The sequence below is a fragment of the Methylobacterium sp. Leaf118 genome (assembly GCF_920984675.1).
Lineage (GTDB): Bacteria > Pseudomonadota > Alphaproteobacteria > Rhizobiales > Beijerinckiaceae > Methylobacterium.
The window spans coordinates 19,701-43,841 of the sequence record NZ_CAKLBV010000006.1; the positions used below are offsets into that span (position 1 = coordinate 19,701).

Consider the following 24,141-nt stretch of genomic DNA (forward strand, 5'->3'; position numbering starts at 1 on the left):
TCGTATCCAGGACGATGCGCTAGGTTCTTGTGCCGCATCGGCTTTTTTCCGAAAGCCGGTTCCCACCTATCGGACCGATGCTCTAGGAGACCGCACGCCCGTGACCTCCCTCGCGGGCCTGCCCGCCTTCCTGGCCTACTTCGCCGTTTCGCTGGCCCTGACGGCGCTCTACCTCGCGACCTACCTCACCGCGACGGCGCATCGGGAGATCGCCCTGGTGCGGCAGGGCAACCTCGCCGCGGCTTTGGCGCTGGGGGGCAGCCTCCTCGGCTACGCCATCCCGCTCTCGGCGGCGATCCGCTACGCCGGCTCGCTTCTCGACTGCGTGGTCTGGGGGCTCGTCGCCCTCGTGGTCCAGGTCGTCATCTACTGGCTGATGCGCCCGCTTCTGCCGGACCTGTCGCGCCGCATCGACGCGGGCGAGACGGCGCCCGCGGTGCTGCTCGGCGCGGCCTCGCTGGCGGCCGGGCTGCTGAACGCCGCCTGCATGAGCTACTGAGGCCGTGGGCGACGGCGATCCCCGCGCCCGGACCGTCGCAGCGACCGAGCGCGCCGCGACCAAGCGCTCGCAGACCGTCTCGACGATGCTGGTGGCGGGCGCCGGTCTCGCGGCCCTCGGCCTCGGCAGCCTGACCCGGACCGCCCCGTCCAAGGACGTCTTGGTCTATCCCGATCCCGCGGCCTGCGCCGCCGAGGGGATCCGCCCGGCCGACGCGTGCCGCAGCGAATACGCCACCGCCCGCGCCGCCTATCCGCGCACGGCACCGCATTACGACACGCTGGACGCCTGCGCGCGCCACCACGGCAGCTTCCGCTGCCTCACCGACGCGACGGCGACCGGCCCGCAAGGCATCGTGCCCCGCATGGCCGGCTACATGATCGGCCGCTCGGCCGCGCAGGGCGTGACGCCCGAGCCCGTCTACGATCACGCCAGCGGCCATGGCGGGCATAATGGGCATGGCGGCAGCTACTGCACCGGCTCCGGCTCGAGGGTCTCGACGGGGTCCGGCGGCTCGGCCTCGTCGGGAAAACTCGTCGCGTCCAAGGGCAAGACCGCGTTCGGCGGCTTCGGCGGGAGCGGCAAGAGCTTCTCCTCGTTCGGCTCCTGATGCGCCGCATCCCCATCGGCGAGCGCCCGGACTGGCGCGCGCGGGCGCAGGAGGCCGGTTTCACCTTTCACACGATCGACGGCGCGCCCTACTGGGACGAGAGCCACGCCTACGCCTTCACGCTCCGTGAGATCGAGGACGACATCGAGGGCCCGGCCGGGGACCTCCACGCCCTCTGCCTGGATTTCGCCGCCGCCGCCGTCGCGGACGAGCGCATCCTCGCCTCGCTCCGCATTCCCGAATCCGCCTGGGACGCGGTGCGCGAGAGCTGGCACCGGGGCGATCCGAGCCTCTACGGGCGGCTCGATTTCTCCTACGGGGGAACCGGCCCGGCCAAGCTCTTGGAGTACAATGCCGACACGCCGACCGCCCTCTACGAGACGGCGGTGTTCCAGTGGCTCTGGCTGGAGGAGGGGCTTCGGGACGGGCGCCTGCCGCCGGGCAGCGACCAGTTCAACGCGGTCCACGAGCGGCTGATCGACCGGCTTCGACGGCTGGCGCCTGCGGGTCTCACGGGGTTCGCCGCGGAGGCGGCAGCCCCGGAAGACATCGGCACCGCCGCCTACCTTCAGGACTGCGCCGTTCAGGCGGGCTGCGCCACGATCCTCCTCGACCTCGCCCAGATCGGCCTGCGCGCCGACGGCGCCTTCTGCGGGCCGGACGAGCGCCCGCTCGCCACCCTGTTCAAGCTCTATCCGTGGGAATGGGCGTTTCGCGATGCCTTCGGGGCGGCCATCGGCGCCGCATCGACGCGCTTCCTCGAACCGCCCTGGAAGATGGTGCTCTCGAACAAGGGGCTGCTCGCCCATCTCTGGGCCCGCGCCCCGGGGCATCCGAACTTGTTGCCCTGCTTCTTCGAGGACGACCCGGCCTGTGCCGGGCTCGCGGGCGATTACGTGCGCAAGCCGCTCCTGTCCCGCGAGGGCGCCAATATCGAGATGTTTTCCGGGGACCTGCGGATCGCCGGGGCGGAGGGGCCCTACGGCGCCGAGGGCTTCGTTCGGCAGGCGCTCGCCGAACTGCCGGCCTTCGACGGCCGGCGCCCCCTCGTCGGCGCCTGGATGGTCGGCGATGCGCCCGCCGGCCTGTGCATCCGGGAGAGCGAGGGCCCGATCACCGGGGACGGCGCCCTGTTCGTGCCGCATCTGATCGAGCCGGGCTGACGATCGCGCAGGGTCGTGGGCACGGGGCCGGGTGATCCCCGGCCCCGTGCGATTCGTGACGGACTCGCTTAGCGGCCGGCGGCGCCGCCTGCGCCGCTCGCACCCATGTTGCCGCCGGTGGTGCCGCCGGCCGCGCCCGGGGCGCCCGGGGCCATGCCGGTTCCGGTCGAGCCCGTCGTGCCGCCGGTGGCCGAGCCGGTCGCGCGCTCCATGCCCTTCTCGGAATTGCTCTTCACGCTGCCGGGGTTGTTCATGTTGTCCTGCGCGCTGCCTCCGGCGGCACCCGCGCCCGGCGCCGTGCCGGTCTGCGCGAGGGCGGCGCCCGAAAGGGCCAGGGTCAGCGAGGCGGCGAGGGCGATCGTGGTGGTTCGCATGATGGTGTCCATCCCTGATGAGTGTCGGAGGAGCGAACCCCACGGTCGACGGCTTTGTTCAGAACAATCGTCTCCGCCGGGGCGACGGTGCCGGAAGGCCCGGCCGCAAACCTTCGGCGCCCGCGACGCTGCGTCCGCGCTGTGCCGACGGGCGCGGGCGCTATATCAGGGGGCCGTGACCGAGATCCTGTTCTACCACCTCCAGCGCCAGCCCCTCGAGAAGGTGCTGCCGAGCCTCCTCGAGAAATCGCTGGAGCGCGGCTGGCAGGCGGCTATCCAGGCGGTGAGCGAGGAGCGGCTCCAGGCCCTCGATGACGGGTTGTGGACCTACGCGGACGAGAGCTTCCTCCCCCATGGCACCGACCGCGACACCGATGCGGCGACGCAGCCGGTGGTGCTGACGCTGCGCGACGTGAACCCCAACGGTGCGTCGATCCGCTTCCTCGTGGAAGGCGCCGAACTGCCCGAGGATGCGAGCGGCTACGCGCGCATCTGCATCCTGTTCGACGGCACCGACACCGACGCGCTGCTCCATGCCCGGGAGCAGTGGCGCGGCGCCAAGCAGGCCGGCCACGCGGTCGCCTACTGGCAGCAGGACGAGAGCGGGCGCTGGACCAAGAAGGCGTGAGGCGACGGGTCGCCGGCCGAGGGGCCGGGGACGCGCGATCGAGGATCGGACACGAGCCCATGATGCCACCGACCAAGCCCTGCCCGTCGCGGGTGGCCCGGGCCTGCCTCGCGGGGCTCCTCGCCCTGACCGTGGGCCTCGCCCCGGTGCCCGGGCTCGCCCAGTCCGGCCCCCCGCAGGGCCAGGCCCGCAAGGCTCCGGAGCGCGAGGGCCGGCGCCTGCCACCCGATTCCACCACCGACCACAGCCTGACCCTGCCGGGGGGGGGATCGCTCGCCTTCAAGGCGACCGCGGGCAGCCTCGCCCTCGTCGACGAGGACGGCAAGCTCCAGGCCGAGATCGCCTTCATCGCCTATCAGCGGCCCGGCAAGCCGGAGGAGGTCGCGTCGCGCCCCGTGACCTTCGCGGTCAATGGCGGGCCGGGGGCGTCCTCGGCCTTCCTCAACATCGGTGCGATCGGTCCCTGGCGCCTGCCGACCGACGGGCCGACGATCAGCCCGTCCCAGAGCCTCGCTCTCCAGCCGAACCCCTCGACCTGGCTCGACTTCACCGACCTCGTCTTCCTCGACCCCGTCGGCACCGGCTACAGCCGCGCCGCCGACGGGGACGGCAAGAAGTACTGGAGCGTCGATGCGGATGCCTCGATCCTCGCTGCCGCCATCGCCCGCTACCTGCGCCAGAACGACCGGCTCGGCTCGCCGAAATTCTTCGTCGGCGAGAGCTATGGCGGCTTCCGCGGGCCGCTCATCGCCCGCAAGCTCCAGGACGATGTCGGCATCGGCCTGTCGGGCCTCGTGCTGCTCTCGCCGGTGCTCGACTTCGCGTGGCTGCAGACGCCCCGCACCACGCCCTGGGGCTTCGTGACCCGGCTGCCCTCCTTCGCGGCCGCCGCCCTCGAGCGCACCGGCGCCACACCGACGCGCGCCCTGATGCGGGACGCCGAGGCCTATGCCTCGGGCGCCTATCTCGCCGACCTGCTCAAGGGCCCCTCCGACCCGGAGGCGGTGGCGCGCCTCACCGACCGCGTCGCGGCGCTGACCGGCCTCGACCCCGAGACCGTGCGGCGGCAGGCCGGACGGCTCAGTGCGGGCAGCTACCAGCGCGAGATCGGCCGCGCCGCCGGCCGGGTCGCCTCGGCCTACGACACCGGGGTGACGGGCTGGGACCCGGACCCGACCTCGGCGCATTCGGGCTTCGAGGATCCGGTGCTCACCGCCCTCCAGGCCCCCCTCACCGGCGCCATGGTGCGCCTCTACGCCGAGCGTCTCGGCTGGCGCATCGACACCATGCGCTACGAACTCCTGAACAACGCGGTCAATCGCGGCTGGAGCTGGGGCTCGGGCCGCTCCGCTCCGGAGGCCATGGGCGCCCTGAAGGATGTCCTGGCGCTCGACGGCACCCTGCGGGTCCTCGTCGTCCACGGCTTCACGGACCTCGTGACGCCCTACTTCGCCTCGAAGATGCTGATCGACCAGATGCCGGTCTACGGCGCGGCCGACCGGCTCACGCTCTCGGTCTATCCCGGCGGCCACATGTTCTACACTCGGCCCGACTCGCGAAAAGCCTTCCACGACGACGCGGCGGACCTGTTCGCCCGCGCCGTGAAGGCGCGCTCGGACGGCAGCGCGGCGGGTGAGGGCCCCGCGCTCGAGCGCGACCGACCGACCCCGTGAGGCTCGTCCCGGCGCTGATCGCGGCCCTCGCTCTCTCGGCCTGCACGGCCACCGAGCGGGCGGCCCCCGTCGCGGCTCCGCCGGCGCCGCGCATCGCCCCGCCCGCGGCGCCGGCCTTTGTCGGCCCGGTCCTCGACGGAAGCGGGGCCTGCACCGCGACGGATCCCGGCACGGCCACGGCGATCGAGCCCGGCATCGGCGAGTGCGCGCTGGTGCGGCTCAAGGGGCGACCGCCGACCGACGTGCTGGTCGGGGAGGGTCGCGCCGGCCGCGAGGTGCAGGTGCTCTATGCCGAGCCCGGGGCCCGGGAGCTGTATTTCTTCGTGAACAACCGCCTCGATCGCATCGTACGTTAACGCGCAGCCGGACTGGGCGCAGGATTGCTTGCCACTCGACCGGCCTGGGCGGATCGCCGGGCAGGAAGGTGACCGCGCGATGGCCCACGAGTACCGGTTCGGCATCGAGGAAGAGCTGTTCCTGGCCACGGCCCGCACCCGGGCGGCGCCGGAGGGCTCGGTCGCGGCGTTCCACCGGGCGGCCGGCCATCGCCTGGAGGGTGTCGAGCGCGAGCTTCTGGAGAACCAGGCCGAGATCTGCTCGCAGCCGTCGGTGAGCTTCGCGGAGACCCACGAGGCGCTGGCCCGGCTGCGCACGAGCCTGGGCCGGATCGGGCGCGAGCACGGTTTGAAGGTCTTCGCCGCCGGCACCCATCCAACCGCGATCTGGGCCAAGCAGCGCGAGACCGCGACGTTGCGCTACCGCAAGATGATCGACAACCTGCAGATGGTCGGACGCCGCTCCGTCGTTTGCGGCCTGCACATCCATGTCGAGGTGCCCGAGCCCGACGCGCGCATCGCCCTGATCAACCGGCTCACGCCCTACCTGCCGGTCTTGCTCGCCCTCTCGACCTCCTCGCCGTTCTACGATCGGCACCGCACCGGGCTCGCCGGCTATCGCCTGCGGGCCTATGCCGAACTGCCGCGCACGGGCCTGCCGGAATCCTTCACGGATGCCGCCGATTTCGACCGCTACGTCCGCGTCATGACCCGGACCGGGGCCATCGAGGATGCGACCCATCTCTGGTGGCACATCCGCCCCTCCGTTCGCTATCCGACCCTGGAATTGCGGGTCGCCGACAGCTGCACCCGCCTGCGGGACACCCTGGCGATCGCCGCGCTCTACCGCTGCCTCGTGCGCCTCTGCGTGCGCCGGCCGGACCTCGCCCCCCCGCCGAGCGGCGCCGCGCGGGGCTTCGCGATGGAGAATCTGTGGCGGGCCCAGCGCGACGGGGTCCATGCCGCGCTCATCGACCCGGCGACGGAGGAGGCGGTGCCGATGCTCCGCCTCGTCGAGCAACTGCTCGACCTCGCGGCGGAGGATGCGGCGGCGCTGGGCTGCGCCGCGCAGGTTGCACACGCCCTGACCATCGTGTCGTGCGGCTCCAGCGCCGACGGCCAGATCGCGGCTTACGAGGCGTCTCTGGCGGCGGGCGGCAGCGAGCGCAAGGCGCTCTCCAGCGTGATCGACTGGCTCGCCCGGCAGACCGCCGATTGCGGCGAATAGGCTCGGCCCGCGGCGGTGTCAGGAACCGGGAGGGGGCCCCCCGGTTCCCACCACCCGTCCAGGCGCCGCGCCAGGAGAGCCCCATGAGAACGTCCACCGCCGCCATCGCCGGCCTGCTCCTTCTCGGAGCCGCCGGTCCCGGACAGGCCCAGTCCGTCGGCGAGAAGACCGGCGTGAATTCCCTGATCGGCGTCAGCCCCTCGACCCAGGATTTCGTCACGCAGGCCGCGATCAGCGACCTGTTCGAGATCCAGACCAGCGAACTCGCCGTCGAGCGCGCCGATGAGCCGACCAAGGCCTACGCTCGCAAGATGATCGAGGATCACCGCAAGGTCTCGCAGGAGATGAAGACCCTCCTCCAGGGCGGCAAGGTGAAGGCCGAGCTGCCGACCGCGCTCGATTCGGCCCACCAGGCCAAACTCGACAAGCTGAAGGGTCTGAACGGCGCGGACTTCACCAAGCAGTACCACGACGATCAGGTGACGGGGCACAAGAACGCCACCGACCTCTACAAGCGCTACGCCGAGGGCGGCGACAATCCGGAGCTCAAGGCCTTCGCCGCCAAGCACAAGCCCCATCTCGACGCGCACCTGACAATGGCCCAGGACCTCGACAAGAAATAGGGATCGGCGATGACGCGGCGAGCCATGCACGCCGCGTCCAGACCCCTGCGCGAGGAGCGTATCGCGGACCGGTCTAGGTCCGGGCGCGCGTGGCGAACGCGCTCGCCCGTGCCCGGATGACCGTGGCGGCCCGCTCGATGCCGGCGCGGTCGACATCGAGATTGGCGGTCACACGGATCTGGCGCGGGCCGAGCGCCCGGATGCGGACCCCGTCCTCCAGGCAGGCGGCGGCGAAGGCCGAAGCGGTGACGCCGAGCCCGTCAACCGTGAAGCACAGGATGTTCGACTGCCCCGCCGTCGGGTCGAAGCTCAGGCCCGGCGCATCGGCGATGGCTCGATGGAGCCAAGCCGCGTTGGCATTGTCCTCGGCGAGCTGCGCGATGTGGTGGTCCAGGGCGTAGAGGCCGGCCGCCGCGAGCACGCCCGACTGGCGCATGGCGCCGCCCAGGCGGTACTTCCACTGCCAGGCCGCCTCGACGAAGGCGGCCGAGCCGCACAGCACCGCGCCCACCGGGCAGCCGAGTCCCTTGCTGAGGTCGATCCAGACGCTGTCGAAGCCCGCCGCGTAGTCCGCCGCCGGGATCCCGGTCGCGGTGACCGCATTGAGGAGCCGGGCCCCGTCGATATGCGCCTTGAGGCCCCGGGCCTGCGCGTAGTCGCGGATGAGCCGCATCTCCGCCACGTCCCAGACCGTGCCGCCGGAGAAACTCGTGGTCTGCTCGACGGAGACCAGGGCGGAGCGCGGCGCCGTGCGCTGGGGCGGGCGGATCGCCGCCTCGACCTGGGCCAGGGTGAAGAGGCCGACCCGCGTCGGCAGGGCTCGGACCGAGACGCCGCCGATCGCCGCCGAGCCCGCGGCCTCGGTGTTGTAGATGTGGGACTGATCGTCGACGATGATCTCGTCGCCGGGGCGGGTATGGACCAGGATCGAGGCGAGGTTGCACATCGTGCCCGAGGGCATGAACACCCCGGCTTCCATGCCCAGGAGGGCCGCCACGCGCTCGCACAGGGCGTTGGTGGTCGGGTCCGATCCGGATTGTTCGTCGCCGACCTCGGCGCGGGCCATGGCCTCGCGCATGCCGGGCGTCGGCCGTGTCTGGGTGTCGCTGTACAGGTCGATCATGCGGGGTCTCGGTCGCGGCCGTCGGCCTTCGATGGCGTTGAATGTGCATTAAAAATACGATCCGTGCCAAGCCCGTGCTAGGGTCGGGGCCCGTGTAAGGCGGGGCAGAAATGTCAAGCTTTTCGTGTGACTCACGAAGTCGGCACGAGTCCGGAGTCTCGACAGAAGGCGGATCGATGCCTAGACGTTGAGACGCAATGGTTCGCCTTCAAGAATGATTTGACTTGTCGATGAATAGAATTGAGCCCAGTATCGGGATCAGCCGCCGCTACCTCCACGATGAGGTGGCGGACCGCATGCGCGAGCTGATCAACGACGGCGAGCTGGAACCGCGCGCGCGGGTGAATGAGAGCGAGCTGACCGAGCGCTTCGGCATCTCGCGCACGCCCCTTCGCGAGGCCATCAAGATCCTCGCAACCGAAGGGCTGCTCGAGCTGCTCCCGAATCGCGGGGCGCGGGTCGCCAGCATCTCCCGCACCGAACTCGAGGAGATGATCGAGGTCGTCGCCGGGCTGGAGGCGACCGCCTGCGACATCGCCTGCCGGGTCATCACCGAGGCCGAGTTGGCCGCCATCGAGGCGCGGCACGAGGCGATGATGGTCGCCTGGCGGGGACGCCACGAGGCCGAGTATTTTCGGCTCAACCGGGAGATCCACGAGGCGATCATGCTGGCGAGTCGCAACGCCAAGCTGCGCAGCCTCTATATCGGCCTGACCGGCCGCATCCAGCGCACCCGCTATTCGGCCCATCAGACCGACGAGCAATGGGCCCGGGCCGTCGACGAGCACGAGCGGATGATCCCGCTGCTACGCGACCGAAACGGCGATGCGCTCGCCGCGCTGATGCGCAAACACATCCGCTCGAAGAAGCCGGTGATCGCGGCGACCTACGGCGAAGAGAGCTAGGACCGGGAGAGTCAGGACATCGTCCCGGATCCGGACGGGTCCGTCCGCGATCCTGAGCCATCCCGGCGGTGTCCCGAGCGCCGGCCTCCGCCGCCCGGGTCCGGGTGCCGGGAGCGCGCTCCCTCAGCGCCCCGTCCAGTTCGGCGGGCGCTTCGCCAGGAAGGCTTCCATGCCTTCGCGAAAATCATCGCTCGTGTAGCATCGCGCGATCAGGTCGTCCCCAGACTGGTCGGGGTCGTTGGCGGCGAGCCGGCGCAGGGCTTCCTTGGTGGCCTGGAGCGTGAGCGGGGCATGGCCCGCCATCAGGGTCGCGAGTTCGGTCGCGCGGGCCTCCAGGGCCGGCCCGTCCGCCACCATCTCGTGGACGAGGCCGATCGCCTGAGCCTCCTCGGCTTCCACCAAGCGGGCGGTGAACAGGATTTCCTTGACCCGGGCCGGGCCGATCAGGGCGGCGAGCCGCCCCAGCGTGCGCGGCGACAGGCAATTGCCCAGGGTGCGGGCGATCGGGATGCCGAAGCGCGCGTCCCGCGTGGCGATGCGCAGGTCGCAGGTCGCCGCGATGACGGCGCCCCCGCCCGTGCAGGCCCCGGCCACCGCCGCGATGGTCGGCATCGGCAGCCGTTCGATCGCGTCCAGCACCCGATCGATGAAGCGCTCGTAGCCGATGGCGTCCGCTCCGGTGGCGAAGCCGCGGAACTGGGCGATGTCGGTGCCCGCCGCGAAGGCCTTCCCGCCCGCGCCCGTGAGGATCACCGCCCGGACCGAGCAGTCGCCCTGAAGCCGCTCGCACAGGGCGATCAGCCCCTCGTACATCGAGAAGGTCAGCGCGTTGCGCGCCTGCGGGCGATTGAGGGTGATGCGGGCGATCCCCGCCGCATCGACCGAGAACAGCAGCGCGTCGGTGGGCGCGGAATCGTGGGGGATGGCACTCATGACGGGGTCTCTTCGGCCGGGTGTTCGGAGGCGGGTTTCGCACAGGCGGGCCGCACCGATCGAGCTCTAGCACGGGCTCGTCCGGGACGATCGCCCGGCCCCGGCGCCTTCGTTCGCGCCCACTTCGCCGCCCTTTTCGGCCATCCGGTCCGGCCGGTGGCGTGATCGCCTCTCATGGGGCGTGGAACGCTCGCGGCCCGCGCCCGGTTGACGGCCCGAGCGTGGCCGTGCCGGGCCGGCGAGGGAGAAGCACCATGCGGGGTTTGAGCATTGCGGCCGGGATCGCGGCGACGCTCGGCGGCCTGATCGCGGCGGGTTCGGCCGAGGCCGGCTGCACCCGGCAGATCATCAACCGCTCCGGCTACACCGCCCTCGTCAGCCGAGACGGCGGCCCCTGGGTCGCGGTGGGCCCGCGCCGCTCGCAATCGATCCGCTACCGGGATTCGGGCCGTATCGACGTGGCGTTGACCTGCGGGCGCGGGGCCGGGCCCGAGGCGGCGGCGTTCCGGGCGAGCTACGGCACGGTGGCGGTGATCGACCGCTGCTACATCGCGTTCGGAGACGGGTTCTTCGAGCCGCAGCTCGGCGGCGGCTTCTTCGGTCGCAAGGACACGGGGCCGCTCGCCCTCAACAATCCGCGCCAGGGTGACCTCGTCGTCGGGCCCGTGGCCGGCGCCTGCGCCGTGGAGCGCGGCGCGATCACGGCCCGCTACTGATCCTGACCCGCGCCGTTCCCGACCGGTCGGGGACAGCCCGATCCATCGGATCGGGGCCGCCCGACCCGGCGGGGGATCGGCCCGGGTTCAGCCGCCGGGCTTCCTGTCCGCCGAACCCGGGGGCTCGTTCGGAGCCGGGGCGCCCTTCGGCAGTTCCGGATTCTGCGGGTTGTGGGGCGCCGCCACGGGCGCGGGCACCGGATCGGCGGGCGCCTGGGGGTTCTCGGCGGTAGCGGTCGGCTTGTCGAGCTCCGGCAGGCCGTCCTTCAGCTTGGCGTTGATCTTGACCAGATCGTCGGGCTCGGGGTTCAGATCCTTGGCGTGCTGCCACTGGAACTTGCCCTCGAGCCGGCGGCCGGTGCGCCAATAGGCATCGCCGAGATGGTCGTTGATGGTCGGATCGCCCGGCTTCAGCTCGACTGCCTTCTCCAGCTCGCGCACGGCGTCGTCCCAGCGGCCGAGGCGGAAATAGGCCCAGCCGAGGGAATCGATGATCATGCCGTCGCGGGGCGACAGATCGACGGCCTGCTTCAGCATCTTGAAGCTCTCGTCGATGTTCATGTTCCGGTCGACCCAGGAATAGGCGAGGTAGTTGAGTACCTGCGCCTTGGCGTTCGGCTGGGTCACGGGCAGCAGGGTGAGCGCCTTCTTGAGGTCGGCCTCGGCCTTCGGCCAGTCGCCGGCCCGCTCGAAGGCAGTGCCGCGGAAGTAGAACAGCGTCCAGTGCTGGGCCTCCTTGTCGGCGGAGACCAATTTGATGGCGCGGGAATAGGTCTCGGCGGCCTCGGGGAACTTCTTGCGCGAGCGCTGCACGTTGCCGAGGGCGGAGATGACGTCGATGTTGTCCGGGTTGCTCTTGAGCACCGTATTCAGGTGCTCCAGAGCCTCGTCGCCGCGGCCCATCTGCTCCAGGTTGAGGCCAACCTGGATGTCGGCATTCAGCTTCAGGGGCGAACTGGCCGGGATCTGGGCGTAGGCCTCGTTGGAGCGCTCCGCCTGCTTCATCCGGTCGAGGGTGTCGGCGAGGGTCAGGCGCGCCACCGCGTGCTCGGGGGCGAGGTAGAGGGCGAGGCGCAGATAGACCACGGCGGGCAGCTCGTCGCCCTGGGTCGAGCCGGCCGAGCCGAGCCCGTAGAGCACCTCCGCCGCGCCTTCCTGGGCCGAGCTGATCAGCGGCGTCAGCGGCTTGCCGGCCTTGAGCTTCTCGAGGGCGTCGACCACCATCGGGTGGCGCGGCATCACCTTCTCGAACTGGCTGTAGGCGTCGATGGCGAGGTCGGTCCGTCCGGCGCCGGCCTGGAAGCGGGCATAGGCGTCGACGATGCGCAGGGTGTTGTGGTCCGCCTCGAACGCCGCCTTCAGCTTGCGCTCGGCCTCGCCCTTGTCGCCGACCAGCGCGGCGATCAGGCCCGCATGGTAGTCGCGGAAGACGTTGAAATAGCGCTCGCCGCGCAGGCGGTTCAGGGTGTCGTTGGCGCGCTTGCCGTCATTCGCGCCCGCATAGGCCCAGGCCGTGAGAAGCGTCGCGGTGAGGTCGGCGGCCGCGCCCCGCCCGCTGCGGCCGAAGCTCTGGCGCGCGGCGGAAAACTGCCCGGCCTTGAGCTGGCGCACGCCCAGGGCAAGGTGGGCGAGCCCGTTCGAGCCCTCGCGGGTCGCGAGCCGTTCGGCGGCCCGGAACGCGTCGGTCATGGCGCCGTCGGCCAGCAGCGAGACGAAGGCCCGCTCCAGCAATTCGGCGTTGCGCGGGTCACCCTTCACGGCCTCGCGGTAGAAGCTCGCGGCGGCGGCGGTGTCCTTCGAGGCGCCCGCGATGTAGGCGGAGAGGAAGTTGCCTTCGAGGGATTCCGCGGGCTCGTATTCGGAGATCGGTGAGGATTCCCGCGGCTGCAGGGCGGCGGCCGGCAGGCTGCCGGCCACGGAGGCAGCGAGCAGCAGGGCGAGCGCCGAGGCGCTCCGGCGGGCGGCGTATCCGTTCATGATCACCAGTCGCGGGCTCCTTGCGGCGCCGACGGGGCTGAGCCCTTCCAGTCGACCGGCGCCCATTTTGCGGGGACACTGTACCCATCCCGCCATGACCGCAAGGCGAAAGGATGGCGCGGCCGGGCCGGCCGGGAGCGGCGTTCAGGCGCCCGGTTCGATCTCGGCGCGGGCGTCCTCGACGAGCCGGGCGAGGCCGGATTCGACCTCGTCCCCGAGGAGCGCGCGCTCGGCCGTGGTGAGGTCCCGGGCCCAGGCGCCGCTGCCGAACCCCTCGCGGCACCGCGCCCGCTCGGCGTCGATCGCGGCCTCCGTTCCGGAGGGATCGGCGCGCATCGCCGCGACGAAGCCGAACCACGCGGCCCGCTCCACCACGGCGAGGCGCGCCCGCAGCCGCATCTCCACCGCCCGGGCCGGATCGACCGTCCCCTTGCCCTCATCGGCCATGGTCGTCCCCTTCGTAAAATCAGCGGCGCCGCTCGCAGCGGGTCTTCACATAGGTGTTGGCGTCCGCAGGTCCCGCGCTCGCCGCGAGCACCGGGCCTTGAATCAGGCATTCCTGAAGCGTGTTGGCCGGACCGATGATGACGTCGAGGGCGGTCTCGCGGGAGCAGTCCGGGACCTGAACCGAGGAGGCGCAGATCAGAGCGACGACGAGGATGGGGTTCATGCGGACCCGGGCTCCTGGCCCGGCCGGAAGCGGCCAGGGACGGAGGAGGGTAGTCCCGTCGACCCGCGGAACGGAAATGCCGGACGGGATCGGGCGGCACGGTGTCCAGCCGTGCTAAGTGACTGACGAATCATCCACTCTCCTGCGATCGGGCGTCGATCCGCACGGGGGATGCGGCGATAACATCCCGCGACCCGGCTGCGGCACAGGGGCGCGGCGCGTGGGGGCCCGTCGCGCCGGCCCGCCGGGCCGGGTTCCCGGGCCCGTGCGGAGGCGCGACGATGCCCGCCCCAAAAAAGTCGCATGACCGGCTTGTTTTCCCCGGCCCGATGGATCGTTGCTGAAGGAGGCGACCATGTCTTTCGACGTGATCCTCACGAAGTCCGCCCAGGACATCGGCGAGAGCCGCGGCGTCCTGCCCGAGATCGAAGAGCGGGCCCGCGATGCGATCGCCGATCTGCCCGGCGAGGGTCTCGAGGAACTGGAGCGGCGGCTGTTCCACGCCTTCGCCCTCGAGGACGGCACCGAGGTGATCTGCTCGCTGACCGCGGACGGCGCCGTGCGGATCGATGCCTGCGAGGCCGACAGGGCCGCGTGAGCGGCGCCCGGAACCGACGGGCCGGCGACGGGCTTCCTCCTCCCGAAACCGTGATCCGCGAGGAGGGGAGATGTCCCACGACACCGTCGGCGTCGAAGCCGATTTTTCGAGCCGCGAGGCTGCCCATGCCGCCAAGGCTCGGCTCGTGCGGGCGGGGTTCGCCCGCAACAGCATCGACATCTACCGCCGGGGCGACGACTACGTCGTGCATCTCCCGACCCGGGAGGAGAACCGCAACCGCGCCGCCCGCATCCTGAAGGGCTGGGCGCTCGTCGAGAGCGCCAAGCGCGGCGGCTGGGCCGCCGCCGACGGGCTCGGCTCGCACCCGCTCCTCGCCCTCGGCGTCGCGGCGCTCGCGGGGTTCGCCCTCTACGGGCTGACCAACCGCCGCTGAGGCGGCGGTCAGGCGCCGTCGAAGAAGCGGTTGCCCGGCCGTTTCAGCCCGAGATGGTCACGCAGCGTCGTGCCCTCATACGCGGTGCGGAACAGGCCGCGGCGCTGCAATTCCGGCACGACGTCGTCGACGAAGGCGTCGAGCCCCTCGGGGACGAACGGGAACATGACGTTGAAGCCGTCGCAGGCGTCGGCCTCGAGCCATTCCTGCATCCGGTCGGCGACCTGCGACGGCGTGCCGACGAAGGTCAGCCCGCCATAGCCGCCGACCCGCTGGGCGAGGTGGCGGACGCTGGCCCCCGTGCGGCGGGCATAGTCGACTATCTGTGCCTGGCCGCTCCGACTGGCATTGGTCTCGGGGATTTCGGGGAGAGGCGCGTCGAGATCGAAGCCGGAAGCGTCGATGCCGAGCCTGACGGAGAGGTTGGCGAGCCCGCTCTCGACCGGCACCAGGGCGTCGAGCCGCGCCTTCTTCTCGATCGCCTCCGCCTCGGTGGCCCCGACCACGACGAAGGCGCCGGGCAGGATCTTCAGGGAATCCGGATCGCGTCCGACCGGCGGCATCCGGCCCTTCACGTCGGCGTAGAAGCGTTTGCCCGCCTCCAGCGAAGAGGCTGAGCCGAACACCACCTCGGCGGTCTCCGCCGCGATCTGGCGCCCGGCCTCCGAGGCCCCCGCCTGGACGATCACCGGCCAGCCTTGAACCGGGCGAGCCACGTTGAGTGGGCCCTTCACCGTCAGGAATTCGCCCCGGTGGTCGAGGGTGTGCAGCTTGGCGGGATCGAAATACAGCCCTTCCTCCCTGTTGCGGACGAAGGCGTCGTCGGCCCAGGAATCCCACAATCCGGTCACGACGTCGAAGAATTCGCGCGCCCGCTCGTAGCGCGTCGCGTGGTCGAGATGGGCGTCGCGGCCGAAGTTCAGCGCCTCGTCGGGATTGCTCGAGGTGACGAGGTTCCACCCGGCCCGGCCACGCGAGATGTGGTCGAGCGAGGCGAACTTGCGGGCGACGTGATAGGGCTCGTTATAGGTGGTCGAGGCGGTGGCGATCAGCCCGATCCGTTCGGTCACCATGGCGAGGGCCGGCAGGAGCGTCAGGGGATCGAACGAGGTCACCGTCGCCGAGCGCTTGAGCGCGTCCATCGGCATGTTCATCACGGCGAGATGGTCCGCCATGAAGAAGGCGTCGAACCGCCCCGCTTCCAGCTTGCGGGCGAAGCGCACGAGATGGTCGAGGTTGAAATTCGCGTCCGGAAAGCCGCCGGGGTAGCGCCACCAGGCCGTGTGGATGCCGACGGGACGCATGAAGGCGCCGAGATGCAGGCGTTTGCGAGGTTGGCTCAAGGCGTCCTCCGGCACGGGTGAGCGGGAAGGGGACTTGGGAACGGGGCCATCGGATGCCGCCGATCGGGGGCCGCGGTCCCCGGCGGCAGGCGCGCACCATCGGACGGCCGGCCCGGGTTTCGGGGGGCAGTCACGCGGGGGCCGATCGTTTCCGGGAGGCCCTGTCTCGCCCGAGCCGGGCGTGCCGGCCGGTTGGACCGGGGCGAACGGAATGCGCTGCCGGCGCCGCTGTCCAGCCGGCGGAGGCGATCGCCCTGAGCGTCTTCGGGATCAGGGGGCCGCGTCGGCCACGGGGGACGCGCCGAATGCGGTGCCGGGGAGATCGCGGGGCGCATGGCACGGGCCCTACCGAACGAGCCGCTTTCTCGAGACGATCAAAGATCTCAGGAGAATGGTGCCCAGGGACGGAGTCGAACCGCCGACACTGCGATTTTCAGTCGCATGCTCTACCAACTGAGCTACCTGGGCATCGGCCGCCGCGCTGGGCGCTGGCGACGGAGCGGGGGTATAGTGAAGCCCGGCGGGCCTGTCCAGCCTCGTTTCGGCTCCCGGCGGAGGCTTTTTTGCCGGCGCGGGAGAGGGCCTCGCGAGAGGGCCTAACGGGCGCCGTCGTCCTCATCCTCGGGGGGAGGGCGGGCGTCGTCGTCCAGGGGCGTCGGAATGGCGTAGCGCTCGCCGAGCCAGCGACCGAGATCGACATCGGCGCAGCGCGGCGAGCAGAACGGCTTCGTCTCGGCCTGGGCGGGCTTGCCGCAGATCGGGCAGGCGGGTCCGCCGGCGGGCGCGGTCTTGCCGCTCACGTGGCCGCGCCCCAGGCGCCGCGCACCGGAAAGCCCTCGCCCTCCAGGAGGCTCATGGTCTCGTGCAACGGCAGGCCGACCACCGCGCTGTGCGAGCCGACCAGCTTGACCACGAAGGCCCCCGCGAGACCCTGGATGGCGTAGCCGCCGGCCTTGCCGCGCCACTCGCCCGAGGCGAGGTAGCCCTCGATCTCGCGGTTGGAGAGGCGCTTGAAGCGCACCCGCGTCTCGACCATCCGCTCGCGCTGCCGGTCCTTGGGCGAGAGCACGCAGACGCCGGTATAGACGCGGTGCGCCCGGCCCGAGAGCAGGCGCAGGCAATCGGCCGCCTCGTCGAGGGTTTCGGCCTTCGGCAGCACCCGGCGGCCCACCGCGACGACGGTGTCGGCCGAGACGAGATAGGCCGTCCGCAGTTCGTCGCGTCGCCGGGCCGCGGCCTGCGCCGCCGCCAGCTTCTCGCGGGCGAGGCGGCGGGCGAGTTCGCGCGGCGATTCGGACTTGCGCGGCGTCTCGTCGATGTCGGCCGGCAGGAGGGCGTCCGGCTCGATGCCGACCTGCTGGAGCAGGGCGAGCCGCCGGGGCGAGGCCGAGGCGAGCACGAGGAGCGGACGGCCGGGAGCGCCGGACGGGGAGCCTTCGGAGAGCGGAGCGTCGATCATCCGCGAGGTCTTACGCACAGGTCATCGGCGCCGCAAAGCGCCATGCTCCGCCCGGCACGGACCGGACCGCAGCCGATACGGCGGCTCGGCACGCCAAGGCGGGAACCCGTTCGGAGGCCGGTGACGGCGGGCAAATCCTGAAACGTTCGACCTCCGCGCCGCATGGGGCTCGACTTGCATTGCATCCGGTTCATGCCCCTCATGCGCGGACACGGTGCCGTGAGTCGCGGCAGCGGACAAGAAACCTCCCGGGAGTCAGTTGGATGGGCCTTTCACGTTTCTCGCGCCGGGCGCTCGTCGTCGGCGGCCTGGTCGCGGCCGCCCTGCCGAACGCGGGTCTGGCACAGCAGCCGGCCTATCCGACGCGGCCCATCACCCTGGTGGTGCCCTTCGCGGCCGGCGGCTCGACCGACGTGGTCGGGCGCCTCGTCGCGCAGAAGATGTCGGAGATCCTCGGCCAGCAGGTCGTCGTCGAGAACGTGGTCGGCGCGGGCGGCAACGTCGGCGCGGCGCGCGTGGCGAAGGCGGAGCCCGATGGCTACACGATCCTGATGGGCACGGTCGCCACCCACGCGCTCAACCCGCTGATCCTCAAGCGCAAGCCCTACGATCCGGTCACCGACTTCGCGCCGGTGGCGCTTTTGGCGGTGGTGCCCAATGTCCTGGTCGTCAATCCGAAGCTGCCGGCCAAGGACGTGAAGGAGTTGATCGGCCTGCTCAAAGCCGACCCGGGCAAGTACAACTACGCCTCCTCCGGTGTCGGCACGCCGCTGCACCTCTCGGGCGAGCTGTTCAAGAGCATGGCCGGCGTGCAGATGCAGCACATCCCTTATCGCGGCTCCGGTCCGGCGCTGAACGACGTCGTCGCCGGTCAGGTATCGATCCAGTTCGACAACCTCCCCTCGGCCTCCGAATTCATCAAGGCCGGCAGCCTGCGGGCGCTCGCGGTGACGACGAAGGAGCGCGCCGCGTCCTTCCCCGACGTCCCGACCATCGCCGAGGCGGGTCTGCCGGGCTACGAGACCTACACCTGGAACGCCCTGTTCGCCCCGCCCAAGACCCCACGCCCGGTCATCGACGTGCTCAACGCCGCCGCGACCAAGGCCCTGGCCGATCCGGGCCTCGCCGAGCGGATGAAGGCCTTCAGCGCGAAGGTCTCCCCCTCGACGCCCGAGGCGCTCGGCGAGCACGTCAAAGCCGAGATCGCCAAGTGGACGCCCGTCGTGAAGGAAGCCGGCATCCAGGCCGACTGACCCTCCGCGCCCGACGCGCCCCGCCGATGTCGGTGGGGCGGCCACGATCCCCGTCCCGATGGCCGAGACCCCGCTCGGTTCGCGCTTGGCGTGTGCACGCTCCGCTGCCGGACGTGCTACTGAAGACGCTTACAAAGACATGAATGTCCTCATCTTTCCTCGCTCGCAATGATGGCGCGGGGTGGGTTTTGTGAGAAAGAGATGACGGACCGCGGAACCCGCGGTCGATGCCGGACAAGCGAGTTTGCAACGCGTCCGGCAAGCAGGAACCACTGCAACCCGCCTGTGAGGGCGGTACGGGACAGGGAGGATACGGAATGGACGGGCCCCTCGACGGCGCGCAGCGCCGCCGCGGCGTGGTGCGCGCCCCTCAGAGCCTGGTGGCCGGGATCGGCCTCATCCTGCTCGGATTGTTCGGAATCTGGGCGTCGAGCGATCTGGAATACGGTTCGCTCCGCGCCATCGGCCCGGGTCTGATGCCGTTCTGGCTCTCCCTCGGCGTCATCGCCTGCGGCATCGCGCTGGCGGTCGCCGGCTTCACCCATGACGGGGCGCCGCTGCAATCCTTCACCCTGCGGGGGCCCGTGGTGGTGATCCTGGCGATCCTGCTCTTCGCCATCACGATCCGGCCCTTCCCCTTCGGCGGCATCACGACGCCGGGCCTCGGCCTCATCGTCGCCGGCCCGCTCGCCGTCATCGTCGGCGGCTACGCCACGCACGAGGCCCGTTTCCTCGATCTCGTGACGCTGGCCCTCCTCCTGACCGCAGGCTGCATGATCCTGTTCGGCGACCTGCTGAACCTGCCGATCCCGATCTTCCCGAATGCGGTGGTGCAGGCCCTCACCGGTACGATCCCGGCCCGCACGATGCTGCGGATCGCGGCGGGCGCGCTCGCCCTCTTCGGGCTGCTGCTGATGCTCCTGCAGCGCCGCTCCCACAAGCGTGGGACGGTCGACGTCGCGCGCCATTCCCTGACGACCTGACCCTGGAGCAGGCCCCGTGCCGGATCTTGTCTCAAACCTCGGCCTCGGCTTCTCGGTCGCGCTCAGCCTCCAGAACGTCGCCCTGTGCTTTCTCGGGTGCCTCGTCGGGACCCTGATCGGCGTGCTGCCCGGTGTCGGGCCCATCGCCACGATCGCGATGCTCCTGCCCATCACCTTCGGTCTCGACCCGGTGGGCGCCCTCATCATGCTCGCCGGCATCTATTACGGCGCGCAATACGGCGGATCGACCACGGCGATCCTCGTCAACATCCCCGGCGAGGCGACCTCGGTCGTCACGGCGCTGGACGGCCACCAGATGGCGCGCCAGGGCAAGGCCGGCATCGCGCTCGGCACGGCGGCCATCGCCTCCTTCTTCGCCGGCACGGTGGCGACCCTGCTGATCGCCGCGTTGGGGGCGCCGCTGACGCAGCTCGCGCTCATCTTCGGTCCGGCGGAGTACTTCGCCCTGATGGTGATGGGCCTCGCCTTCGCGATCGTGCTGGCTCACGGCTCGGTCCTGAAGGCCGTCGCCATGATCCTCCTCGGCGTGCTGCTCGCCGTCGTCGGCACCGATCTGGAGACCGGCCAGGAGCGGATGACCTTCGGGTTCTCGTTCCTGACGGACGGCGTCGATTTCTCGGTGCTGGCCATGGGGCTGTTCGGCGTCGCCGAGATCCTGCGCAACCTCGACAGCACCGAGACCCGCGACGTCATGCGCGAGCGCATCGGCCGGCTGCTGCCCAGCTTCGCCGACCTGAAACAGGCGACGCCCGCGACCCTGCGCGGCACCGCCATCGGTGCGACCCTCGGCATCCTGCCCGGCAACGGCGCGGTGCTCGGTCCGTTCGCCGCCTATACGATCGAGAAGAAGCTCGCGAAGGATCCGAGCCGGTTCGGCCGCGGGGCCATCGAGGGCGTGGCGGGTCCGGAGAGCGCCAACAACGCCGGCGCGCAGACCGCCTTCATCCCGCTCCTGACCCTCGGCATCCCGCCGAACGCGGTGATGGCGCTCATGGTCGGCGCCATGACGATCCACGGCATCATCCCGGGGCCGGGCGTGATGACCAAGAGCCCCGAGCTGTTCTGGGGCATGATCGCCTCGATGTGGGTCGGCAACCTGATGCTGCTGGTCATCAACCTGCCGCTCGTCGGCGTCTGGGTGCGCCTGCTCAAGGTGCCCTACCGGCTGATGTTCCCGGCAATCCTGATGTTCTGCTCGATCGGCATCTACTCCATCAACTCGCTGCCGACCGATGTCATCATGATCGGCTTCTTCGGGTTCATGGGCTATCTGCTGATCAAGTTCGGGTTCGAGCCGGCCCCGCTGCTGCTCGGCTTCGTCCTCGGCAAGCTCATGGAAGAGTATCTGCGCCGCTCGCTCACGCTCTCGCGCGGGGATCCGATGGTGTTCCTCGAGCGTCCGGTCAGCGCCGTCCTGTTCATCATCGCCTTCGCGATCGTCGCCGCCGCCCTGCTGCCATCCTTGCGCAAGAGCCGCGACGAAGTCTTCACCGAGGCCTGAGGTTTGAGGCCGCTTCAACGATCAAGGGGGAACACAGTGAAGAAGGCTTTCGCATTCGGATTCCTGGCGGCGATGACGGCCTTCGCCGCCCGGGCCGACTCGTATCCGCAGCGGCCGATCACCATGGTGGTGCCGTTCGCGGCCGGCGGCCCGACCGACGTCATCGCCCGCATCGTTGCCGAGCCCATGTCGAAGGTGCTCGGTCAGCAGGTCGTCATCGAGAACGTGGCGGGTGCCGGCGGCACCACCGGCATCACCCGTGCCTCGCAATCCGCGCCCGACGGCTATACCATCATGATGGGCCATATGGGCACGCACGGCGCCGCTCCGGCGCTGTTCAAGGGCCTGAAATACGACCCGGCCAAGAGCTTCGACCCGATCGGGCTCGCCGCCGGAACGCCGATCGTCATCGTCGCGAAGAAGACCATGGCCGCCACCGACCTGAAGGGCCTCGTCGAGGCGCTGAAGTCCGGCGGCTCGTCGATCAACCAAGCCCATGCGGGCGTCGGCTCGGTCTCCCACTCGACCGGCGTGCTGTTCGACTCGATCATCGGCGCCAAGCCGACTCTGGTCGTCTATCGCGGCACCGGCCCGGCCCTGAACGACCTCGTGGCCGGTCAGGTCGACTTCATGACCGACCAGATCGTCAACGTCGCTCCGCAGATCGCCGGCAACACCATCAAGGCCTACGCCATCGCGACGCCGGAGCGCTCGCCGAGCCTGCCCAACGTGCCGACCACCAAGGAAGCGGGCCTGCCCGATTACCAGGTCAGCGCCTGGAACGCGGTCTTCGCTCCGAAGGGCCTGCCGGAGGACGTCCGCAAGAAGCTCGTCGACGCGCTCGACGCCGCCGTGAAGGACCCGAACGCCACAAAGCGCATCCTCGAACTCGGCGGCACGGTGCCGAAGACCGAGGAGGCCGGCCCGGTCGCCCTGCAGAAGCTCGTCGAGAGCGAGGTCGCCCGCTGGACGCCGGTGCTGCGCTCGGCCGTCGAAGGCAGCAATCCCTGATCGGGATGCGGACCGCTTCGGCGGTTCCACACCCATGACGGCGCCATCCCCGGCCTTTCGCGAGGCCGGGGATGGTCGTGGGCCTGGGGTCCTGGAAAATCACGAAAGAGCCCGGCCGCTGGCCGGGCTTTTTGCGTGTCGTGCGCGGCGTCGGGACGCCCCCGCTGCCGGGAGGCGGCGCGCTTCAGGACGCCTGGGGCGCCTGCGCGAAGGGCCAGCGGGCCCGCGCCGGCACGGTCAAGTCGTCGATGAGGCCGAGGCGCAGGCGCTCCAGCCCGGCCCAGGCGATCATGGCGCCGTTGTCGCCGCAGAGCGGCAGGGGCGGCGCGACGAAGCCGAGACCGACCTCGCCGGCCTGTGCCGCCAGGGCCCGACGGATCGCGCCGTTGGCCGCCACCCCGCCCGCCGCCACCAGGGCGGTCGGGTGGCCGGCGACGCCGCCGAAGGCCCGCAGGGCGACCCGCACCCGGTCCACCACCACATCCACCACCGCGGCCTGGAAACTCGCGCAGAGATCGGCCACGTCGCGGCTGGCGAGCGGCGCGAGGCGCTCGGCCTCGAGGCGCAGCGCCGTCTTGAGGCCGGACAACGAGAAGTCGGCCTCCCGGCGTCCGATCATCGGGCGGGGCAGGGCGAAGCGCTCCGGATCCCCTTCCTCGGCCAGCCGCTCGACCTCCGGTCCGCCCGGATAGCCGAGACCCAGGAGCTTCGCGACCTTGTCGAAGGCCTCGCCGATTGCGTCGTCGATCGTGGTGCCGAGCCGGACATACTCGCCGACGCCCTTGACGGCGACGAGCTGGGTGTGGCCGCCGGAGGCCAGCAGCAGCAGGTAGGGGAAGGCGAGCCCGTCGGTGAGCCGGGGCGTCAGCGCGTGGGCCTCGAGGTGGTTGACCGCCAGGAGCGGCTTTCGCGCGACCAGCGCCAGGGTCTTGGCGGTGACGAGCCCAATCAGGACGCCGCCGATCAAGCCGGGCCCGGCGGCGACCGCGATGCCGTCGAGGCCGGCGAGGTCGGTGCCGGCCCGCTGGAGCGCCCGGGCGATCAGCCGGTCGAGCACCTCGACATGGGCGCGGGCGGCGATCTCGGGCACGACGCCGCCATAGGCCGCGTGCTCGGCGATCTGGCTCAGAACCTCGTTGGCGAGGATGTGCCCGCGTTCGCCCTCGCCGAGCGCCACCACGGCGGCGGCGGTCTCGTCGCAGGTCGTCTCGATCCCGAGAATCTTCATCGGCTCTTCGGGGGCTCCGCTCGGTGCATCGCGTGCTCGGGGCTTGCGCGCGCCCTCGATCGCCCCGCACACGGGGGGCGGTCTCCGCCGTCGCGCGGAGTCGGTTTACGCAGAATCGGCGTGTTCCGACAGGGAAAACATGCGGGTTCGCGCGTCACGCCATCCTGGGGAGAGGCCGATGCGGATCTGGGTGCCACGGCCGGAACCGGGCGCGTCGCGCACGGCGCGCCGCCTCGAGGCGGGGGGGCATTCCGCCCTGGTCGCGCCGGTGCTGCACGTCGTCCCGACGGGCGCGCCCCCACCCGCCGGCCCCTTCGACGGCGTCATCCTGACGAGCGGCAACGCCGTCGCCGCACTAGCCGAGGCGGGATTCTCCGACTGGCCGGTCTTCGCGGTGGGGGCGCGCACCGCGGAAAGAGCCCGGCGCGCGGGCCTGACCCGGATTGTCTGCGCCGAGGGCGACGCGGGCGACCTCGCCCGGCTGGTCGCCGCGAGCCTGCCGCCGGGCCGCGCCCTGCTCCACGCCGCGGGCGAGGACCGAAAGGCCGAGCCGGGAGCGAGCCTCGCGGCGGCGGGCTACCGGGTTGCGGCCTGGACCGCCTACGCCGCGCGCCCCGCGCCGGCGCTTCCCGAGGCGGTGGCCCACGCCTTACTGGACAGGGAGGGGGAACCGCTGCGGGCGGTGCTGCACTTCTCCCGACGCAGCGCCGGGATCGCGGCCGATCTGTGCCGGGAGGCGGGGCTCGCCGGAGCGTTTCGGGCGCTCGCGCATTACTGCCTGTCGCCGGATGTGGAAGCGGGACTGGTCGAGTTCGGCCTCGCGGCCCATTTTGTGGCGGCGCGACCGAGCGAGGAGTCTCTCCTTGCCGGACTTCCGGCCCCGGATTGAGCGG

27 protein-coding genes and 1 tRNA gene are annotated in these 24,141 nt (G+C 71.1%); 17 read left to right on the top strand and 11 right to left on the bottom strand.

Annotated elements, in window-relative coordinates; translation table 11 throughout:
• Positions 1 to 100 precede the first annotated feature (100 nt).
• Genes LW587_RS04190 through LW587_RS04200 form a run of 3 tightly spaced genes read left to right on the top strand, consistent with a single transcriptional unit; the run spans position 101 to position 2,272 of the window.
• A complete protein-coding gene (locus tag LW587_RS04190; RefSeq protein WP_232628344.1) occupies positions 101 to 499 on the top strand; it encodes a DUF350 domain-containing protein in 399 nt (132 codons plus the stop codon).
• 4 nt (positions 500 to 503) lie between these two features.
• On the top strand, positions 504 to 1,109 hold the full coding sequence (locus tag LW587_RS04195) for a DUF1190 domain-containing protein (RefSeq protein ID WP_232628345.1): 606 nt from the start codon (positions 504 to 506) through the stop codon (positions 1,107 to 1,109).
• A complete protein-coding gene (locus tag LW587_RS04200) occupies positions 1,109 to 2,272 on the top strand; it encodes a glutathionylspermidine synthase family protein (RefSeq protein ID WP_232628346.1) in 1,164 nt (387 codons plus the stop codon). Before LW587_RS04195 ends, LW587_RS04200 begins: the two co-directional genes overlap by 1 nt.
• Positions 2,273 to 2,340: 68 nt before the next feature.
• Here the strand turns inward: LW587_RS04200 and LW587_RS04205 are convergent, their stop codons facing one another.
• Positions 2,341 to 2,646, bottom strand: coding sequence for a hypothetical protein (locus tag LW587_RS04205; protein WP_232628347.1), 306 nt, complete (start codon positions 2,644 to 2,646; stop codon positions 2,341 to 2,343).
• A gap of 175 nt (positions 2,647 to 2,821) precedes the next feature.
• Between LW587_RS04205 and LW587_RS04210 the strand changes: the two genes are divergently transcribed.
• The 5 genes from LW587_RS04210 (at position 2,822) to LW587_RS04230 (ending at position 7,133) form a co-directional block, all read left to right on the top strand.
• On the top strand, positions 2,822 to 3,274 hold the full coding sequence (locus LW587_RS04210) for a DNA polymerase III subunit chi (protein WP_232628348.1): 453 nt from the start codon (positions 2,822 to 2,824) through the stop codon (positions 3,272 to 3,274).
• Positions 3,275 to 3,336: 62 nt separating this feature from the next.
• Complete coding sequence (locus LW587_RS04215) at positions 3,337 to 4,947, top strand: S10 family peptidase (RefSeq protein ID WP_442919093.1); 1,611 nt, start codon at positions 3,337 to 3,339, stop codon at positions 4,945 to 4,947.
• Positions 4,944 to 5,303, top strand: a complete 360-nt coding sequence (locus LW587_RS04220) for a hypothetical protein (protein WP_232628350.1) — start codon at positions 4,944 to 4,946, stop codon at positions 5,301 to 5,303. The genes LW587_RS04215 and LW587_RS04220 overlap by 4 nt, the downstream gene beginning before the upstream one ends.
• Before the next feature lie 79 nt (positions 5,304 to 5,382).
• Positions 5,383 to 6,510 (top strand): carboxylate-amine ligase, encoded by a 1,128-nt coding sequence (locus LW587_RS04225; protein WP_232628351.1) that lies wholly within the window; start codon positions 5,383 to 5,385, stop codon positions 6,508 to 6,510.
• 83 nt (positions 6,511 to 6,593) lie between these two features.
• Positions 6,594 to 7,133 carry a DUF4142 domain-containing protein gene (locus LW587_RS04230; RefSeq protein WP_232628352.1) on the top strand — a complete coding sequence of 180 codons (540 nt, stop codon included), beginning with the start codon at positions 6,594 to 6,596 and terminating at the stop codon, positions 7,131 to 7,133.
• Positions 7,134 to 7,206: 73 nt separating this feature from the next.
• On the opposite strand, the gene LW587_RS04235 is transcribed toward LW587_RS04230, so the two are convergent.
• Complete coding sequence (locus tag LW587_RS04235) at positions 7,207 to 8,256, bottom strand: threonine aldolase family protein (RefSeq protein ID WP_232628353.1); 1,050 nt, start codon at positions 8,254 to 8,256, stop codon at positions 7,207 to 7,209.
• Between the two features lie 230 nt (positions 8,257 to 8,486).
• On the opposite strand from LW587_RS04235, the gene LW587_RS04240 reads away from it, so the two are divergent.
• A complete protein-coding gene (locus tag LW587_RS04240; protein ID WP_232628354.1) occupies positions 8,487 to 9,161 on the top strand; it encodes a GntR family transcriptional regulator in 675 nt (224 codons plus the stop codon).
• A 123-nt stretch (positions 9,162 to 9,284) separates the two neighbouring features.
• On the opposite strand, the gene LW587_RS04245 is transcribed toward LW587_RS04240, so the two are convergent.
• The gene (locus tag LW587_RS04245; RefSeq protein ID WP_232628355.1) at positions 9,285 to 10,094 is read right to left on the bottom strand and encodes an enoyl-CoA hydratase/isomerase family protein; all 810 of its coding nucleotides are present in this window, start codon (positions 10,092 to 10,094) and stop codon (positions 9,285 to 9,287) included.
• 254 nt (positions 10,095 to 10,348) lie between these two features.
• Between LW587_RS04245 and LW587_RS04250 the strand changes: the two genes are divergently transcribed.
• Positions 10,349 to 10,810, top strand: coding sequence for a hypothetical protein (locus LW587_RS04250; RefSeq protein ID WP_232628356.1), 462 nt, complete (start codon positions 10,349 to 10,351; stop codon positions 10,808 to 10,810).
• Positions 10,811 to 10,897: 87 nt separating this feature from the next.
• Here LW587_RS04250 and LW587_RS04255 read toward each other — a convergent pair whose 3' ends face one another.
• The 3 genes from LW587_RS04255 to LW587_RS04265 all read right to left on the bottom strand — a co-directional run bounded on the left by LW587_RS04255 (position 10,898) and on the right by LW587_RS04265 (position 13,457).
• On the bottom strand, positions 10,898 to 12,787 hold the full coding sequence (locus tag LW587_RS04255; protein WP_232628440.1) for a tetratricopeptide repeat protein: 1,890 nt from the start codon (positions 12,785 to 12,787) through the stop codon (positions 10,898 to 10,900).
• Positions 12,788 to 12,931: 144 nt separating this feature from the next.
• A complete protein-coding gene (locus LW587_RS04260) occupies positions 12,932 to 13,234 on the bottom strand; it encodes a hypothetical protein (protein ID WP_232628357.1) in 303 nt (100 codons plus the stop codon).
• 19 nt (positions 13,235 to 13,253) lie between these two features.
• On the bottom strand, positions 13,254 to 13,457 hold the full coding sequence (locus LW587_RS04265; RefSeq protein ID WP_232628358.1) for a hypothetical protein: 204 nt from the start codon (positions 13,455 to 13,457) through the stop codon (positions 13,254 to 13,256).
• A 355-nt stretch (positions 13,458 to 13,812) separates the two neighbouring features.
• Here LW587_RS04265 and LW587_RS04270 point away from each other — a divergent pair, with 355 nt between their 5' ends.
• Together LW587_RS04270 and LW587_RS04275 are read left to right on the top strand one after the other, a co-directional pair.
• Entirely contained in the window at positions 13,813 to 14,055 is a 243-nt protein-coding gene (locus LW587_RS04270; RefSeq protein ID WP_232628359.1) for a hypothetical protein, read from the top strand.
• Between the two features lie 70 nt (positions 14,056 to 14,125).
• The gene (locus LW587_RS04275) at positions 14,126 to 14,449 is read left to right on the top strand and encodes a hypothetical protein (protein ID WP_232628360.1); all 324 of its coding nucleotides are present in this window, start codon (positions 14,126 to 14,128) and stop codon (positions 14,447 to 14,449) included.
• Positions 14,450 to 14,457: 8 nt separating this feature from the next.
• On the opposite strand, the gene LW587_RS04280 is transcribed toward LW587_RS04275, so the two are convergent.
• The 4 genes from LW587_RS04280 to LW587_RS04295 all read right to left on the bottom strand — a co-directional run bounded on the left by LW587_RS04280 (position 14,458) and on the right by LW587_RS04295 (position 17,251).
• On the bottom strand, positions 14,458 to 15,792 hold the full coding sequence (locus LW587_RS04280) for an LLM class flavin-dependent oxidoreductase (protein ID WP_232628361.1): 1,335 nt from the start codon (positions 15,790 to 15,792) through the stop codon (positions 14,458 to 14,460).
• Positions 15,793 to 16,184: 392 nt separating this feature from the next.
• Positions 16,185 to 16,260, bottom strand: a tRNA-Phe gene (locus tag LW587_RS04285).
• 128 nt (positions 16,261 to 16,388) lie between these two features.
• Positions 16,389 to 16,592, bottom strand: coding sequence for a DNA gyrase inhibitor YacG (locus LW587_RS04290; RefSeq protein ID WP_232628362.1), 204 nt, complete (start codon positions 16,590 to 16,592; stop codon positions 16,389 to 16,391).
• The gene (locus tag LW587_RS04295) at positions 16,589 to 17,251 is read right to left on the bottom strand and encodes a Maf-like protein (protein WP_232628363.1); all 663 of its coding nucleotides are present in this window, start codon (positions 17,249 to 17,251) and stop codon (positions 16,589 to 16,591) included. Before LW587_RS04295 ends, LW587_RS04290 begins: the two co-directional genes overlap by 4 nt.
• A gap of 263 nt (positions 17,252 to 17,514) precedes the next feature.
• On the opposite strand from LW587_RS04295, the gene LW587_RS04300 reads away from it, so the two are divergent.
• The 4 genes from LW587_RS04300 (at position 17,515) to LW587_RS04315 (ending at position 22,020) form a co-directional block, all read left to right on the top strand.
• Positions 17,515 to 18,504 carry a Bug family tripartite tricarboxylate transporter substrate binding protein gene (locus LW587_RS04300; protein WP_232628364.1) on the top strand — a complete coding sequence of 330 codons (990 nt, stop codon included), beginning with the start codon at positions 17,515 to 17,517 and terminating at the stop codon, positions 18,502 to 18,504.
• A gap of 317 nt (positions 18,505 to 18,821) precedes the next feature.
• A complete protein-coding gene (locus LW587_RS04305; RefSeq protein ID WP_232628365.1) occupies positions 18,822 to 19,487 on the top strand; it encodes a tripartite tricarboxylate transporter TctB family protein in 666 nt (221 codons plus the stop codon).
• 16 nt (positions 19,488 to 19,503) lie between these two features.
• On the top strand, positions 19,504 to 21,009 hold the full coding sequence (locus tag LW587_RS04310; protein WP_232628366.1) for a tripartite tricarboxylate transporter permease: 1,506 nt from the start codon (positions 19,504 to 19,506) through the stop codon (positions 21,007 to 21,009).
• 36 nt (positions 21,010 to 21,045) lie between these two features.
• The gene (locus tag LW587_RS04315) at positions 21,046 to 22,020 is read left to right on the top strand and encodes a tripartite tricarboxylate transporter substrate-binding protein (RefSeq protein WP_232628367.1); all 975 of its coding nucleotides are present in this window, start codon (positions 21,046 to 21,048) and stop codon (positions 22,018 to 22,020) included.
• A 184-nt stretch (positions 22,021 to 22,204) separates the two neighbouring features.
• Here LW587_RS04315 and tsaD read toward each other — a convergent pair whose 3' ends face one another.
• Positions 22,205 to 23,248 (bottom strand): tRNA (adenosine(37)-N6)-threonylcarbamoyltransferase complex transferase subunit TsaD, encoded by a 1,044-nt coding sequence (gene tsaD / locus LW587_RS04320; RefSeq protein WP_232628368.1) that lies wholly within the window; start codon positions 23,246 to 23,248, stop codon positions 22,205 to 22,207.
• 178 nt (positions 23,249 to 23,426) lie between these two features.
• Here tsaD and LW587_RS04325 point away from each other — a divergent pair, with 178 nt between their 5' ends.
• The gene (locus LW587_RS04325) at positions 23,427 to 24,137 is read left to right on the top strand and encodes a uroporphyrinogen-III synthase (RefSeq protein ID WP_232628369.1); all 711 of its coding nucleotides are present in this window, start codon (positions 23,427 to 23,429) and stop codon (positions 24,135 to 24,137) included.
• Positions 24,138 to 24,141 lie beyond the last annotated feature (4 nt).